Source organism: Bradyrhizobium sp. URHD0069, assembly GCF_000701345.1.
Taxonomy (GTDB): domain Bacteria; phylum Pseudomonadota; class Alphaproteobacteria; order Rhizobiales; family Xanthobacteraceae; genus Bradyrhizobium.
The window spans coordinates 13,393-27,332 of sequence record NZ_JNIJ01000017.1; the positions used below are offsets into that span (position 1 = coordinate 13,393).

The window sequence follows — 13,940 nt, forward strand, 5'->3', positions numbered from 1 at the left end:
GCTGGTGTTTAGTTTTGCGGCAAATTGAGCCGGATGTGAAGTTCGCGCAACTGCTTCGGCGTGACCTCCGAAGGCGCGCCCATCAGCAGGTCTTCGGCGCGCTGATTCATCGGAAACAACGAGATTTCGCGCAAGTTCGTGGTGCCGCACAGGAGCATGACAATACGATCGACGCCGGCCGCCATGCCGCCATGCGGCGGCGCGCCGTACTGGAACGCGCGGTACATGCCGCCGAAGCGCTCGACGACATCCGTCTCGACGTAGCCTGCGATCTCGAATGCCTTCACCATCGCCTCGGGCCGGTGATTGCGGATACCGCCGGAGGCGATCTCGTAGCCGTTGCAGGTGATGTCGTACTGAAACGCCTTGATGGTCAGGGGATCCTGAGTCTGCAGCGCCTCAAGACCGCCCTGTGGCATCGAAAACGGATTATGCGAGAAGTCGATCTTCTTCTCTTCCTCGTTGTACTCGTACATCGGAAAGTCGACGACCCAGGCGAGTTCGAACCGATCCTTGTCGATCAGGTTCAACTCCTCGCCGAGCTTGGTGCGTGCGAGGCCGGCAAATTTCCAGAACTTTGCCGGATCGCCGGCGACGAAGAACGCGGCGTCGCCTTCCTTCAATCCGAGCGCGTCGCGAATCGCCGCCGTCCGTTCCGGCCCGATGTTGTTGGCAAGCGGTCCTGCCCCCTCGCCGCCTTCGCGCCACATGATGTAGCCGAGTCCGGGCTGGCCCTCACCTTGCGCCCAGGAATTCATCCGATCGCAGAACGCACGTGAGCCTCCGCCGGTGCCGGGGATCGCCCAGACCTGGTTCTTTGGATCTTCCAGCATCCGCGCGAACACCTTGAAACCGGAGCCGCGGAAATGCTCGGAGACGTCCTGCATGAGAATCGGATTGCGCAAATCCGGTTTGTCGGTGCCGTATTTACGCAAAGCTTCCGCGAACGGAATCCGCGGCCAGCCCTTGGTCACCGGCTTGCCCTTGGCGAAATCCTCGAACACGCCGGTGATGACCGGCTCCATCGCCGCGAACACATCGTCCTGCGTGACGAAACTCATCTCGACGTCGAGCTGATAGAACTCGCCCGGCAAGCGGTCGGCGCGCGGGTCCTCGTCGCGGAAACACGGCGCGATCTGAAAGTAGCGATCGAAGCCGGACATCATCAGTAGCTGCTTGTACTGCTGCGGCGCCTGCGGCAGCGCATAGAAGCGGCCCGGGTGAATTCTGGATGGCACCAGGAAGTCGCGCGCGCCTTCCGGCGAGGACGCCGTCAGGATCGGGGTCTGGAACTCGAAGAAGCCTTGTTCCTTCATCCGCTTGCGCATGGAATCGACGATCGCGCCGCGGGTCATGATGTTCTGGTGAAGTTTCTCGCGACGAAGGTCGAGGAAACGGTACTTAAGCCTTATATCTTCGGGATAATCCTGTTCGCCGAACACCGGCAGCGGTAGCTCGCCGGCGGGCCCCAGCACCTCGATTTCGCTGACGTAAAGCTCGACCGCGCCGGTCGGCAATTCCGGATTGTCAGTGCCCTCGGGCCGGCGGCGGACTTTGCCGTCAATCCGCACCACCCACTCCGAGCGCAGTTTTTCGGCGTCCTTGAACGCCGGCGAATCCGGGTCGGCAACGCATTGCGTCAGGCCGTAATGGTCGCGCAGATCGATGAACAGCACACCGCCATGGTCGCGAATGCGATGGCACCAGCCCGACAAGCGAACCGTCTGGCCAATGTCGCTCTCGCGGAGCGCGCCGCAGGTGTGGGACCGGTAACGATGCATGGATATTCCAAAAAACAGCTGTCGGAGGATCGAATCGGGGGTCATGGACTGCCCCGCAAAGAAGGTGAGGGTTTAGCCGACGCGAACCAGCGCGGCAACCGAATGCGGCCTAAACCTGCCCTTAGAAAATGACGAAAAATCCGAAAAACTGGCGGAAAAACAATGCGCCCCCTGGGCAACCGGAGCACGAGCCAATTGTCTAATCCCGGGCGATGCCTATCTTGGTATTATGACGGTCCATTTCCCCTTCGAGCACACCTATGCGGCGCTGCCGGCGAACTTTTTCGCGCGGGTTTCGCCGACGCCGGTCACTGCGCCGAGACTGATCAAATTGAACCGGCCGCTGGCGGTGCACCTTGGCCTTGATCCGGATCGGCTTAGTAGCCCTGAGGGAACCGAGATCCTTGCCGGTAAACGCATTCCGGAAGGCGCGGACCCGATTGCGATGGCCTATGCCGGCCACCAGTTCGGCCATTTCGTTCCGCAGCTCGGCGACGGCCGGGCCATCCTGCTCGGCGAGGTGATCGACGCGGATGGCGTCCGCCGCGACATTCAATTGAAAGGTTCCGGCCCGACACCGTTTTCGCGCCGCGGCGACGGCCGTGCGGCGCTCGGTCCGGTGCTGCGCGAATATATCGTCAGCGAGGCGATGGCAGTGCTTGGCATTCCAACCACGCGATCGCTCGCCGCAGTCATGACCGGCGAGAGCGTATTGCGCGAGACGCCGTTGCCGGGCGCCGTCCTCACCCGCGTCGCCTCCAGCCACATTCGCGTTGGAACCTTCCAGTATTTTGCGGCGCGCGGCGATACCGACGGCGTGCGGAGGCTGGCGGATCATGTGATCGGCCGGCACTATCCGCATCTGGCGAATGCCGAGCGTCCCTACCATGCGTTGCTGGAAGGCGTGATCGCACGGCAGGCCGATCTGGTCGCGCGCTGGCTGCTGGTCGGTTTCATCCACGGCGTCATGAACACCGACAACACCTCGATATCCGGCGAGACCATCGATTACGGTCCGTGCGCCTTTATGGATCACTACGACCCGGCGATGGTATTCAGCTCGATCGACGAGATGGGCCGCTACGCCTACGCCAACCAGCCGCGGATCGCGCTCTGGAACCTGACGCGTTTCGCGGAATGCCTGTTGCCGCTGCTTGCTGATGAGCAGGGCAAGGCCATCGAACAGGCGCAGGCGGCGCTCGGCGACTTCGCTGAGAGCTTCAACGCCTCTTATCAGGCGGGATTGCGAGAGAAGCTTGGACTGTTCACGGCGCGCGACGGCGATCAGGCGCTCGCGCAAGACCTGCTGGACGCAATGGCCAAGAACCACGCCGACTTCACCCTCACTTTCCGGCGTTTGAGCGACGCCGCGCTCGCCCCGGCTGATGATAGCGAGGTCCGGCAATTGTTCGCCGATCCCACCGCCTATGACGAATGGGCGGTACGCTGGCGGCAACGGATCAGCGAGGAGCCGCAAGATCCCGCCGCCCGGCAGACCGCGATGCGATCGGTCAATCCTGGCTTCATTCCGAGGAATCACCGGATCGAAGCGGTCATCGACGCGGCCGTGAATCGCGACGACTTCGCACCTTTCGAGGAGCTTCTGACGGTGCTGTCGAAGCCGTACGAAGACCAGCCGGCGTTGGCAGCCTATGCGGAGCCGCCCGAACCGCACCAGCGGGTGCTGCAGACGTTTTGCGGGACGTGAATCGTTAACCTTCCGTTCAACATTTGGCCAGCCAGTTCGCCCCCGCCGCGAGGAATTAACAAAGGTTCAATTGCTCACCGACAAATCTATCGGTTTGTTGGGGGGAATTGCCGTGGACGCGTTGGTTTTTGAATTCTTGGGACTTGCGATGCTCGCGCTTTGTGTCGTCGTGCTTGCCGTCCCTTCGCGGCGGCCGCCTGCCCGGCGTATTGGCGATTACTGACGGGTCGATCTCCTTAACGACCGAAATCGAGCCGGGCGAGCAGCGCGGGCCGGTGGCTTGAGTCCAAGCGAAAAGTCGCTGTCAGGCGGAAATGCAAGGCTCGAATTCGCCTCAAGACCCCCCTTGACATATCAGCGCTTTCGGCAGAACGCCGTTTCAGAAGCGCTATGGACCATTCATGAATCTGATTACCACCACTTCGGAACTCGCTGCCGCCTGCGCCCGCCTCGCGAAACACCCGGTCATCACCGTCGACACGGAATTTTTGCGTGAAACGACCTACTATCCCCTGCTCTGCGTCGTGCAAATGGCGAGCGCGGAGGAAGCGGTCGTGGTCGATACGCTGGCCGAAGGCATCGACCTCAGACCATTCTTTGAGCTGATGGGCAACGAGAAGGTACTGAAGGTCTTTCACGCCGCCCGTCAGGACATCGAAATCGTCTGGCATCAGGCAAACATCGTTCCGCACCCGATCTTCGATACCCAGGTCGCGGCCATGGTCCTCGGCTACGGCGATTCCATTGCCTACGACCAGCTGGTCGAGCGCATCACCGGCCATCGGCCGGACAAGACCCACCGCTTCACCGATTGGTCGCGTCGGCCCCTGAGCGAAGAACAAGTGCACTACGCGGTCTCCGACGTCACCCATTTGCGCGATGTGTTCACCGCGCTCGATGCCGATCTCAAAAAGCGCGGGCGCAGCGACTGGGTGAGCGAGGAGATGGAGGTTCTGACCTCGCCAAAGACCTATGACTTTCATCCGGAACGGGCATGGGAGCGACTGAAGACGCGGGTACGCAAGCCGAAGGAGCTTGCGGTGTTGATCGAGGTCGCGGCGTGGCGCGAGCAGGAGGCGCAAAGCCGCGACGTTCCGCGCAGCCGCGTTCTCAAGGACGATGCGGTCGGCGACATCGCCACCCATGCGCCGACCAGCCTCGAACGGCTGGCCAATTTGCGCTCGCTGCCGAAGGGTTTTGACCGTTCGAAATGGGGCGTCGACATCGTGGCCGCCGTGCAGCGCGGCATCGCGCGCGATCCCGCGACGCTGCCGAAAATCGAAAAGCCGCGCGGCAATTCAAACGGCGCGGCGATCGTGGAGCTTTTGAAAGTTCTGCTGCGGATGACGTCGGAGCGGCACGCCGTCGCCAGCAAGGTGATCGCAACCGTCGACGATCTCGAGCAAATTGCGGCCGACGATAATGCCGATGTAGCCGCACTGCACGGCTGGCGCCGCGAGTTGTTCGGCGAGGCGGCGCTGTCGCTGAAACATGGCCAGCTGGCGCTCGCGATCGAAAAAGGCCGGGTGGTCGGGGTCGACCGAAACTAGAGCGTTTTCAAGCGAAGTGGCGCCGGGTTCGCGCCAAGAAAACGCGTCATTCTATCGAAACGGAAAAGGCTCTACGTTCTACGCTGAATCTACCACTTCAACTCGACGCCGAGCGTGCCCTGGTGCGACTGCAGCACGGCGCGAAACTTGGCGTCATAGTTGAGATAGAGTCGCGCCGTATTGGTCAGGCTGAGCGACGCCGACGCGCCGGCATCCGCGCCATATCTGCTTTCGCCGATGCCCTGCACCGTGATGCTCTCGGTACCGAGGCTCACCGTGATCGAACTGAAATTCTGCGAGACGTTGTCGACGAACTTGCCGTAGGCGGAAAGATCGAAAATCTTTCGATCGAAGATCCAGTAGTGCCCGATTTCCGCGCCCATCAGGATCCGCGAACGCTCCGCGGTTGCACCGCTCGCCATCACCGGGTCGAGACCGCCGAACTCGCGTAACGATCCGGTCGCAGCGCGCACATATTCGAACGCCGCCTTCGGCACGATGCGGCTCTGGTCTATGCTCCAGTAATAGCTGAGCTCGGTCAGCGCGCCGTCGGTGCGGCCGTTGTATCCGGCGCTGGCGATACCAAACCCGGTGTCGCGGCTCGAATTGATTTTTCCGAAACCATGCACCAGCGCGATCGCCCAGGTCCACGGACCCCTATCGACCGAGGCGTTGACGCCGAGTTGGGTCAAGTCTAGCGTCGCCGACTGCAACGCCAGCGGAACGTCGATTGAGGTGCGGCTCTGGTCGACCGAAATGCCGATATTGACGCCCGGCGCAACCTGTGCGCCGACGCCGGCGACCCCGCCCCAGGTCTGACGCCGGTCGCCGACGAAATCGCCTTGCGCGCCGGCCCTTGCCGAAATTCCATAGGCGTCGCCCCAGGCCCGGAAACGCGGCGCGTCTGTGGCTTCCGAGGCGCCGCCACCGCCCGGATTATTCCGCAAGGCGCTGCCGAACCCGTGGCTCGCCTGATTGCCAAGGCGCTCAAGGAAATTGCTGCCGAGGTTGGTCAGGGCCGAGCCGGCCGACAGACCGGAGTTGATGGCGGTCGGCGTCGGATTAGGCGTAGGCGTTGGCAGCGCTTGTGCCTGTGCTGACGACGTGCCGGCTACGGCCAGGATCAGGACAAGAACGATTGCTATGGACCTTACAAGCCTGCGGCCGGTACCGATCTGCTTTGCTCGCGAAGGCCGCGATGAGCAGTACATGAATGCCATTTCCAAAGGGAGCGCCAGCCCGACAAAACTGCAAAATCTGCATCGGCCGGGGTCGATTTGCTCCCAGTCCTGAGGAAGCGTCAATCGGTCTTGGTCCTTCGCAAAGGGCGAATAGCCGAGCCTGTTGTTCCGGTGCCACAGGTCATGAGGGGCGAGTTGATAACGCGCTCCGCTATCTCCGCCGCGGCGGAAGCTTGCTAACAAGCAAGATTCGTGTTGCAATATCAGGTGCAATCGGATCTAGGCCGATCGACTGTGCGTTTCGCGACTAAGAAATTGAGCAGACATCCGGAAGCCCGTTTGTGGCGTGGCACGCGAAGAGCGTGGCCGCGTCTTTTTTACGTCTAGACCAGGAGACAGGCGATGCAGAAAGGCACCGTCAAGTGGTTCAACCCGACCAAGGGTTATGGGTTCATCAAGCCGATGGCCGGCGATAAGGACGTGTTCGTCCATATCTCGGCGGTCGAGCGTGCCGGGCTCTCAACCCTCAACGAAAATCAAGTTATCGAATATGACCTTGTGGAAAATCGCGGCAAAACCTCCGCGGAAAATCTGAAGGTCTCTTAAGCTTCGTCACGATCCGCGCAAGCAATCCTGATGCCCCCCGGCCCTCGCCGGGGATTTTTTTGAGCGTTCGTTCCAGGACTATGCGAGCATCCGGCGTTCGCGCGCCCTGATGATGCCGACGACCGTCTCGTTGTCGCCACTCCGAGCGGCTTGCCCAAACGAGGAATCGCGCCGTTGATGGCGTCCACCTCGCATCGGCGGCCGGCATTATAATCCAGCAGCATCGACGGACGTGCGTCGGGAATCTTGCCGCCCAGTTTGCGGATGTGCTCGATGGGATCACCGACGTTCAGCCTGACGTCGGAGGCTTTCGCCACGGCGATGGCTTCCTCCGCGCAGCCACGGGCCACGCTCCAGGCATCCGCGTCGCCGAGGATCTCGCCGACCGTCAGCCCGGTCGTGCAGGACGTCCCGGAGAAGGCGACGTTCATGATCAGTTTTTCCCAGACCATCTGCTTGATATCGTCGAACAGGGCGACCTTGAAGCCGGCCTGCTCCCAGATTTTGGCCGAGGCTTGCAGAAGCTGCTTCGGCAGCCCGGCATATGCGCCGAACCGGATCATCTCCATTCCATTGTGATGAGCATGGCCCGGCGCGCGTATCGAAGCGCCGAAACCGCCGACAACGCCCACGGCAAGACGATCAGCGCCAAGTATCGGCGCTGCGATCTCCGGCGATCCCAAGCCGTTCTGGATGGTCTGGACGATCGTCTCCGGACCAAGCAGCGAAAGACAGGAACGCGCCGCCGCCTCGACGTCGAAGGCTTTCGTGGCAATGATGACGAGATCGCAGCGGCCTATTCCGTCCGTCGTCGTGGAAGCGTGAATGGGCACGGTGCGGTCGCCACTTGCACCTTCACAACGCAGGCCCTTGGAAGCCATCGCCTCGGCATGGTCAGGCCAAAGCGTGACGGCGTGAACCTCGTGACCGGCGTCGACCATCAGCGCCGCATAGACCGACCCCATCGCCCCACAGCCGACAACCGCGACTTTCGCCATTTTACTCTCCGTGCATGCAAACCCGACGCGCGCAGCTAGCCTGCCGCGGGCGAGATCAAGGTAGCATCGGAAGCGGCGCTGCCGGCCGTCTTGCAGGTATCGCCGTCGAGCCGAATTCGACCACCGGCGACCAGCCGCAGCGCGTCGGGATAGATGCGGTGCTCGACCTCAAGGATCCGCGCCGCCAGTGCGTCCGGCGTATCGTCATCGCGAACCGCAACCGCCCCCTGCATCAGAATAGGACCGGCGTCGGTTTCAGGAATGACGAAATGGACGGTAGCGCCGGATATTTTCACGCCTGCCTTTAGCGCCTGGCCATGGGGATCGAGCCCGGGAAACGATGGCAACAATGAGGGATGAATGTTGAGCATCCGGCCGTACCAGCGTTGTACGAATCCGGTGGTGAACAACCGCATGAAGCCCCCCAGACAAATCAGGTCGACCTTGTGTTCGTCCAGGGCGGATTGCAAAGCCGTCTCGAAAGCTGCGCGATCCTTGCCGAATGACTTGCTTTCGATGGTGGCCGTCGGAATGCCGCTTGCCCTTGCTTTTTCGAGGCCGCCGGCATCGGCGCGGTTGGATATCACAACGACGATTTTGGCCGGGAAGTCCTCTGCCGCCGCAGCCCGGATCAGGGCGGCCATGTTCGATCCGCGCCCGGAAATCAGGATTGCGACACGGCGCTTCATGGCCTCACCATGTGAGATCGAGATGACCGTTATAGACCACCCGATGCTCATCCGAAGCTGGGATCACCTCGCCCAGGAGCGTCACGCCCTCGCCGCCTTCGGTGAGAATGCCGGTGACCTGTTCGATTGCATCTGATTTCACGATCGCGATCATGCCGATGCCGCAGTTGAAGGTGCGCAGCAGCTCGAGTTCGGCGATGCCCCCCTGCTCTGCCAACCACTTGAAGACCGGCAGCACGGGAAGACGCGCCAAATCGATCCCGACGCCGAGATGCTTTGGCAGCACGCGCGGAATATTGTCGGTGAAGCCGCCGCCGGTGATGTGAGCGAGACCCTTGACCGCGCCGGTCTCGTGGATCGCGCGCAGACATGATCTTACATAGAGCCGCGTCGGCGTCAGCAGTGCGCCACCCAGCGTCATGACCGGCGAAAATGGCGCCTGCGCATCGAAGCCGAGGCCGGACCTTTCAACGATCTTGCGGACCAGCGAAAATCCGTTGGAGTGAACGCCCGACGAGGCCAGGCCGAGCACTGCGTCGCCAACAGCGATGTCGGGGCGCGGCAACAGCGTGCCGCGCTCGGCCGCACCCACTGCAAAGCCCGCAAGGTCGTAGTCGCCATCCTTGTAGAGACCGGGCATTTCCGCGGTTTCGCCGCCGATCAGCGCGCATCCGGATTCGCGGCAGCCCTCTGCTATTCCGGCGACGATGGCTGCGGCGGCTTCCGGATCGAGTTTGCCGCAGGCGAAATAATCCAGAAAGAACAGCGGTTCTGCGCCCTGAACCACCAGATCGTTCACCGACATTGCCACCAGGTCCACCCCGATGCCGCCGTGCAGGCCGGTCTCGATCGCGATCTTGACCTTGGTGCCGACGCCGTCGGTGGCCGCGACCAGAACCGGGTCCTTGAATCCAGCGGCCTTCAGATCGAACAACCCGCCGAACCCGCCGATCTCGGCGTCGGCACCGGCGCGGGCGGTGGCGCGAACCATCGGCTTGATCAGATTGACCAGATGATTGCCGGCATCGATATCGACGCCCGAATCCGCGTAAGTGAGCCCGTTTTTGCGGTCGATCATGCCCGATTCCAGATGATGGCGGCTGGTTACGTCGGATTCCGCCAGCGTGCAATGGCTCGCAAGCGCCACGCGCATATACTATGTAAATTCATCCACTTAGCTTTCCGCACAGGCCATTTCTTCAATGAGGACGGGCACTTACTGCCCGTTCTCATGGGGCGATTTGACGCACAAAAAAGCCCCGGGGCATCACCCGGGGCATCATTTTGCAGATTTGGGCAGCGGTCATTCCCACGCTTTCGGTCATATCTGGCGAGCGCTTCGGTGCCGGCCTTGGCTAAGGCCTTAGCAGCGTGCGCTGACCTGTGAAGAGCGGGAGAAGCTCCGATCCGCGGGATCGCCGCTAGAGTTCCGTGTCATCTTCCCTGACCGCCCGATTCGCAGGAGGAAGATCATGACCGACGACGACAGTTCTGACTTCAAGTGGAATGACACCGTCTCAGTGATGGTGAAACAGCAAGACGCGATCGCCGTGTATGCCAACCCCGCCCGGCGACCTTGTTATCCGGCGTCGGCAAGCCTGGGACGAAAACGAAGATGTCTGGATCGTAATCTCCCAACCGCAGGTTCGTCCGGTGATGGCGGCGATGGAACGCGTTCTCAAAGAACTCGACGGGGATGCGTCGGGCTCCCGTTAAAACCTTGAAAGATCGGTCGTGGCGGCTGGGAAAACCAAGCACCCTTTCATGCACGTTCGAGACGCAGCGGGCTCTGTCCAATTGGATAACCCAGACGACGGCACCCCGATAAAGGACATGTTGTCGTTGAAGGATCGTATGTTGGTGATTACTGAGAAATGCACTTATGAGGTTCAACTTGCCGATCAAATTGATCCAAAGCGGACGAACCCCGATTTGCCTCATAACGTCCGCCGCAAACTTTTCGATTATGGAACCAGCTCCGATGCGCTGTGCAAGACGCTGCTGCAAGGAAAGGCACTATTCCGAGAAGGCTTCACTATCGTCGATGTCAACGTTGCGATGTCCTTGACCATCGAAGCTCTCAAAGAGTTCAGTGCGATGGACCAATCGCTGAGGGAGTTCACTAGCATGGAAAATGCTGCCGTCGAACACCACACGCAAGCGAAGCAGCAGGCGAGATCAATCGGACTTCCGTCCGTCGGACACGTCGAGAGTCATTGTAAGACATTTGCTCAAAGGGCGCACCACTTCGGCAAGGCGATGCTATCGATCGTTCGTTTGTTTTATCCAGCAGCGAGCAATTGGGATAAACTTCAAGAGATCGCGGAAGCAAACTATGGGAAGGATGACCAATTTTCGAAATTTGTGGCGAGCATTAAGCCAACTTTGGTGCTCATCCTGAACATGCGCGACAGTCTTGAACATCAACTGCCAGGGGTGACGGTTCGGGATTTCGCAATGGAGCTAGACGGCACCGTCGCCCCGCCGACGATCGAGCTGAATTTCCGAAAGAGCAAGCTGCCACGGTGTTCGGTTTCGAACCTCATGGACGAAGTTGCCAAAGCTATGCTGAGTTATTTCCAGATGATGATCGTGCACATGAGCTCGAAATTTACCCAACGTATCGCAGGCATGGAAATTTACGTCGTTGAACTCCCCCCGGAAGACCAAAAGGCCCGCCACGTTAGATTCGGATACGGTGTGTACGACCAAGTCGGGCGAGCGGTGCCTTTCCTCGGCTGACGTTTGGCAGCGGACCTGGTCCGCTGGCGTGAACGGCCGCCCTCACCGCTCCTCATCCGGGTGCAACCACTTGTAAGGCGTGATCTCGCGGGAGTGAATTGCCCCGACTTATCGACATACCCGACCGGCACCGGCTGTCGCATAGGCCTCCTTCTGCCAACTCCCAAGCGAGGCGCTCAGAAATAACCGACTTCCCAAGGATGCCCTTGGGCGACTAGCATCCTTACCGTCAGTTGGGGGGCACAAAAGGTGCGCTACGCGCAAGATCGACATATGCCTGATGGCAAATGGGTGCAAACCACGCTCGCCGAAAGCATCGTCGGTGTTCATCATCGGAAAGCAAATGCTATCGCCTTTGCGCGTGCAGCGCGAAGGGCCGAAGTAAAGGGTTTAGTATATGGTGTTCAGCTTGAGCACCGCCCGGATAACCCGCACGATACCAATGCCATCGCAGTTATTGGAGTAGCGGAGCAGAAGGGCTGGTTTAGCCGCAGCATCGGCCAGTGGCACATAGGTTATCTGGATCGAGACGTTGCGGCAGAGATTACCAGCGATTTGGTATCGAAGGGAATCGCTGTTGCTGCCGAATTGTACTCGATCTACGAGGGCAAAGATGGCTTCCTCGATTTCAAGGTGATCGTCTTGGCTCCTCCGGGGAATAGCACGAAGGCCCGTCTGCGGGCAAAGCCCTAACCTAGTTGATATTGAGAGCTTGTGCATGTTCACGCGCTTCCGCCCGATGGACCTCTGACGTCACTTCAGGCCGGCCAATTTTTTAGATGTCCATTGGAGCAGTAAGCATCGCGTTCATCTCTCCTCATCCGGATGCGCCCCCTTGTACGGCGTGATCTCCAGCGTCTCGGTCAGCTTGATCATGTGGACCGGCGGGGCCTTTCCGGCATGACCGGCACGGCGGTTTCAGCAAACGGCTTGTGGAACTGCGTCGACAACACGCAATCCGTAGCGGCTTGCCGGTACCGCCCGGCCGGGCGCATTCTGCGCGGCATGGGCACCAAGTCACGCGAGACGATCTACGGCGCATCGGTCAGGGCATCGGCGGAGCGCGCGGCCGAAGCGCGGAAAGCAGCCGATCAGCTCGCCTGCGAGGCCTGGAACAAGCGCATGCTCGGCTTTCAGGGACCGGCCCAGCCCTCCCCGGCACTGGGTGACGCGCTGAACGCCGGCTACCTGTATCTCGAAGTCAAATGCCTTGGCTGCAACACGCACCAAACGGTCGCGCTGAATATCGTCCGTCGACCGAAGGCGACACCCATCCATGAATTGGATCGCTACATGCGCTGCAAGGATTGTTCGCAGGTTCGGGGCTACCCTAATTGTTCTCCGTAGAGCCACGTACCGCACAGGATACCTGTAAAGGTAGACAGCTCAAGCTGATGCTCGCCGTGGGATAGCGTTCCATCCTGAACACGGGAAGTTCACCATGGGACGATTTTATTTTCACCTCCGTGTAGGCAACGAACTAACCCCTGATGAGGAAGGAACAGACTTACCGGATTTTTCCGCGGCCCAGCGCGAGGCGCTACTAGCTTTGCGTGAACTTTTGGCCGAAGCGATCAAGAGTGGTAGGCGAGAGATCCCCGAGGCTCTCGTGATCGCAGATGAGGCGGGGCGAGAACTCTGCACGGTACCGATCGCAGCGGTTCTGCCGAGGCCTTTGAACTGAATAAGTAAGGCTCCTCAGTCGGCGGAGCATTTTTCGGCATGTGTTTTTTAGGCACAGCATTTACCGAGCGGCCATGAGGGAGGCGCTGTTCCGGCACTCGGTAAATGTGAGGGGTCCGGGCTCCCTCTCCGGACTCCGCCTCAGTTTGCATTATTGTGTGCTGAATAGTGCGGCAGCAACGATGACGATGACGGCACAGGGACAGCGCGATCAGGGCACCCGCGAGGGCCCTTATGCACCCCCAAGCTATGCCGGTGATCTTGACGACGAACGAGGAGCGTGACGTCTGGATGCGCCCGCCATGGGACGAAGCAAAAACGTTGCAGCGCCCGTTGCCGGACGACCTGCTCAAGATCGTCATGCGCGGCGCCGACAAGGAAGATAAGGCGGCGGCGTGACCGATGGAATATCGCGGCAAGCAGTACAGCGTGATCCTCACCATCAGCGGCAAATGGAAATGGTCCGCCGAAATTGAAGGGCAGTGCCGATCAGGCATGGCGGTCAGCCGCCCGGCCGGCGTCAAGCTGGCGGAGCGCGCGATCGACAAGGCGCTGGCACCGAAAAAGAAACGCTTGCAGCGTCCAGAATGAAAGAGGCCGCCAACTGAGGCGGGGTCCGGAGAGGATGATGCAGGACCCCTAACAAGGACCGGAACAGCGTCCCCCTCGGGACCGCTCGGCTAATGCTCTACCGAACATAATCGTCAAATCGCCGTGCACATTGACGGCTATCAATGTCGTCAACTGAGGCGGCCTTACGGACAATCAAACGTTCGCCGCCCGCTATCGCGGCGGTTGGAGGCCGGAATTCAGCCACTCATTGACATGCGTGGCAGTGTCGATTTGCCCGACCTTCTTGAGAAGTTCATCTCGCTCTGGCCCTGGCTTTAACTGGTGCGCCCTTTGTTCAAGGCGCGCCTTCTGTTCGGCCAATCGTTCCTGGAATGTATGGGGATGTGAGATGGAGCGGAGCATGGCCCCTCCTTCCCTGTTTGGATCAGG

The 13,940-nt window shown here is 60.5% G+C and carries 13 protein-coding genes and 1 pseudogene; 9 read left to right on the forward strand and 5 right to left on the reverse strand.

The window, feature by feature from the left end; all coding sequences use genetic code 11:
• Nucleotides 1-8: 8 nt before the first annotated feature.
• Entirely contained in the window at nucleotides 9-1,781 is a 1,773-nt protein-coding gene (aspS, locus tag N554_RS0111205) for an aspartate--tRNA ligase (protein WP_029583553.1), read from the reverse strand.
• Nucleotides 1,782-2,010: 229 nt separating this feature from the next.
• Here aspS and N554_RS0111210 point away from each other — a divergent pair, with 229 nt between their 5' ends.
• Nucleotides 2,011-3,489 (forward strand): protein adenylyltransferase SelO, encoded by a 1,479-nt coding sequence (locus N554_RS0111210; RefSeq protein WP_029583554.1) that lies wholly within the window; start codon nucleotides 2,011-2,013, stop codon nucleotides 3,487-3,489.
• 401 nt (nucleotides 3,490-3,890) lie between these two features.
• Entirely contained in the window at nucleotides 3,891-5,039 is a 1,149-nt protein-coding gene (gene rnd, locus N554_RS0111220) for a ribonuclease D (protein ID WP_029583555.1), read from the forward strand.
• Nucleotides 5,040-5,128: 89 nt separating this feature from the next.
• Here rnd and N554_RS0111225 read toward each other — a convergent pair whose 3' ends face one another.
• The gene (locus N554_RS0111225) at nucleotides 5,129-6,250 is read right to left on the reverse strand and encodes an autotransporter outer membrane beta-barrel domain-containing protein (RefSeq protein ID WP_029583556.1); all 1,122 of its coding nucleotides are present in this window, start codon (nucleotides 6,248-6,250) and stop codon (nucleotides 5,129-5,131) included.
• 372 nt (nucleotides 6,251-6,622) lie between these two features.
• Here N554_RS0111225 and N554_RS0111230 point away from each other — a divergent pair, with 372 nt between their 5' ends.
• Nucleotides 6,623-6,826 carry a cold-shock protein gene (locus N554_RS0111230; RefSeq protein WP_029583557.1) on the forward strand — a complete coding sequence of 68 codons (204 nt, stop codon included), beginning with the start codon at nucleotides 6,623-6,625 and terminating at the stop codon, nucleotides 6,824-6,826.
• Here the strand turns inward: N554_RS0111230 and N554_RS35685 are convergent.
• Genes N554_RS35685 through purM form a run of 3 tightly spaced genes read right to left on the reverse strand, consistent with a single transcriptional unit; the run spans nucleotide 6,823 to nucleotide 9,591 of the window.
• Entirely contained in the window at nucleotides 6,823-7,824 is a 1,002-nt protein-coding gene (locus tag N554_RS35685; RefSeq protein WP_081851227.1) for a ketopantoate reductase family protein, read from the reverse strand. The genes N554_RS0111230 and N554_RS35685 overlap by 4 nt on opposite strands.
• A gap of 35 nt (nucleotides 7,825-7,859) precedes the next feature.
• Nucleotides 7,860-8,513: a phosphoribosylglycinamide formyltransferase gene (gene purN, locus N554_RS0111240; RefSeq protein WP_029583558.1), complete on the reverse strand. Its 654-nt coding sequence runs from the start codon at nucleotides 8,511-8,513 to the stop codon at nucleotides 7,860-7,862.
• A 4-nt stretch (nucleotides 8,514-8,517) separates the two neighbouring features.
• Entirely contained in the window at nucleotides 8,518-9,591 is a 1,074-nt protein-coding gene (gene purM / locus N554_RS0111245; protein ID WP_029583559.1) for a phosphoribosylformylglycinamidine cyclo-ligase, read from the reverse strand.
• 755 nt (nucleotides 9,592-10,346) lie between these two features.
• On the opposite strand from purM, the gene N554_RS0111255 reads away from it, so the two are divergent.
• The 6 genes and pseudogenes from N554_RS0111255 to N554_RS0111280 all read left to right on the forward strand — a co-directional run bounded on the left by N554_RS0111255 (nucleotide 10,347) and on the right by N554_RS0111280 (nucleotide 13,529).
• Nucleotides 10,347-11,255, forward strand: a complete 909-nt coding sequence (locus N554_RS0111255) for a hypothetical protein (protein ID WP_156041891.1) — start codon at nucleotides 10,347-10,349, stop codon at nucleotides 11,253-11,255.
• Between the two features lie 273 nt (nucleotides 11,256-11,528).
• A complete protein-coding gene (locus N554_RS0111260; protein WP_029583561.1) occupies nucleotides 11,529-11,948 on the forward strand; it encodes an HIRAN domain-containing protein in 420 nt (139 codons plus the stop codon).
• Nucleotides 11,949-12,260: 312 nt separating this feature from the next.
• Nucleotides 12,261-12,587: pseudogene (locus N554_RS0111265) on the forward strand (hypothetical protein); the annotation flags it as partial.
• A 109-nt stretch (nucleotides 12,588-12,696) separates the two neighbouring features.
• Entirely contained in the window at nucleotides 12,697-12,939 is a 243-nt protein-coding gene (locus N554_RS42950; RefSeq protein WP_029583563.1) for a DUF6894 family protein, read from the forward strand.
• Nucleotides 12,940-13,172: 233 nt separating this feature from the next.
• Nucleotides 13,173-13,337, forward strand: a complete 165-nt coding sequence (locus N554_RS35690) for a hypothetical protein (RefSeq protein WP_156041892.1) — start codon at nucleotides 13,173-13,175, stop codon at nucleotides 13,335-13,337.
• Between the two features lie 3 nt (nucleotides 13,338-13,340).
• Nucleotides 13,341-13,529 carry a hypothetical protein gene (locus tag N554_RS0111280; RefSeq protein WP_029583564.1) on the forward strand — a complete coding sequence of 63 codons (189 nt, stop codon included), beginning with the start codon at nucleotides 13,341-13,343 and terminating at the stop codon, nucleotides 13,527-13,529.
• Nucleotides 13,530-13,940 lie beyond the last annotated feature (411 nt).

Bases quoted from the DNA above. Each gene is read 5' to 3' on its own strand.
- aspS (WP_029583553.1), bottom strand. From the start codon at position 1,781: ATGCATCGTTACCGGTCCCACACCTGCGGCGCGCTCCGCGAGAGCGAC.
- N554_RS0111210 (WP_029583554.1), top strand. From the start codon at position 2,011: ATGACGGTCCATTTCCCCTTCGAGCACACCTATGCGGCGCTGCCGGCG.
- rnd (WP_029583555.1), top strand. From the start codon at position 3,891: ATGAATCTGATTACCACCACTTCGGAACTCGCTGCCGCCTGCGCCCGC.
- N554_RS0111225 (WP_029583556.1), bottom strand. From the start codon at position 6,250: ATGTACTGCTCATCGCGGCCTTCGCGAGCAAAGCAGATCGGTACCGGC.
- N554_RS0111230 (WP_029583557.1), top strand. From the start codon at position 6,623: ATGCAGAAAGGCACCGTCAAGTGGTTCAACCCGACCAAGGGTTATGGG.
- N554_RS35685 (WP_081851227.1), bottom strand. From the start codon at position 7,824: ATGGCGAAAGTCGCGGTTGTCGGCTGTGGGGCGATGGGGTCGGTCTAT.
- purN (WP_029583558.1), bottom strand. From the start codon at position 8,513: ATGAAGCGCCGTGTCGCAATCCTGATTTCCGGGCGCGGATCGAACATG.
- purM (WP_029583559.1), bottom strand. From the start codon at position 9,591: ATGATCGACCGCAAAAACGGGCTCACTTACGCGGATTCGGGCGTCGAT.
- N554_RS0111255 (WP_156041891.1), top strand. From the start codon at position 10,347: ATGTTGTCGTTGAAGGATCGTATGTTGGTGATTACTGAGAAATGCACT.
- N554_RS0111260 (WP_029583561.1), top strand. From the start codon at position 11,529: ATGCCTGATGGCAAATGGGTGCAAACCACGCTCGCCGAAAGCATCGTC.
- N554_RS42950 (WP_029583563.1), top strand. From the start codon at position 12,697: ATGGGACGATTTTATTTTCACCTCCGTGTAGGCAACGAACTAACCCCT.
- N554_RS35690 (WP_156041892.1), top strand. From the start codon at position 13,173: ATGCACCCCCAAGCTATGCCGGTGATCTTGACGACGAACGAGGAGCGT.
- N554_RS0111280 (WP_029583564.1), top strand. From the start codon at position 13,341: ATGGAATATCGCGGCAAGCAGTACAGCGTGATCCTCACCATCAGCGGC.